2 protein-coding genes are annotated in these 812 nt (G+C 45.2%); one reads left to right on the top strand and one right to left on the bottom strand.

The features are described from left to right. Positions 1–286 (bottom strand): ribonuclease PH (gene rph / locus A3762_RS01295; protein WP_068753727.1); only part of this gene is annotated, 286 nt, incomplete at its 3' end. Between the two features lie 139 nt (positions 287–425). On the opposite strand from rph, the gene A3762_RS01290 reads away from it, so the two are divergent. Then, on the top strand, positions 426–812 hold a 387-nt coding region (locus A3762_RS01290), incomplete at its 3' end, for a YicC/YloC family endoribonuclease (protein ID WP_304439248.1).

Genomic DNA, 812 nt, shown 5'->3' with positions numbered 1-812 from the left:
GGCCAATCAAACGTTGAATTTCAACTGTTCGACCTTGCTGCTTACCTCGCGCCGCCTCACGTGACATGCGCGACCCAGTTGAACGCGGCAACATGCCATATTCTGCTGTAATCCAACCTTTACACTCACCTTTTAAGAAGCGAGGCACCGACTCATCAATTGATGCAGTACAAATTACTTTCGTATCACCAAACTCCACCAACACAGATCCTTCTGCATGTTTTGTATATCCTGGAGTAAGTTTAATTGCGCGCGCTTGATCTAACGCTCTGCCACTTGGACGCATATCATTTCCCTTAAAATAAACTAAACTAGAAAAATTTTGCGGCGAGTTTAACACTTTCTGTCGTGGCTCGCGCCCTCACTTTCCACTATGATTCTCAGACGTTTACAAAACCACTTTGAGAAGCTTCATGATAAAAAGTATGACCGCGTTTGCACGACAAGAAGCAAACACAGAAGGCGGCACATTGACTTGGGAAATTCGCAGTGTAAATCACCGCTACTTAGAGCCGAACTTTCGTATTCCAGAACAATTTAGGGAAGCTGAAGGACAGCTTCGCGAGCAACTACGTAAAAAGTTGGCACGAGGTAAATTAGATTGCTCATTGAAATGGCAAGCAAACGACCATGCAAATGAAGACATCGCAATCAACACAAACATCTTAAAGCAGCTCAATCATGCGCTGAGCGAGATCTCTTCCAATATTGAGCACAGCGCCAAACCTTCAAGCTTAGAGATTCTTCAATGGCCGGGCGTCATTGAACATACCGAAGCGGACAAGGGCGAACTTATGAAGCTCTGCGTATCG

The sequence above is a fragment of the Oleiphilus sp. HI0125 genome (genome assembly GCF_001635355.1).
This window is presented reverse-complemented; position numbering and strand designations above follow the sequence as displayed.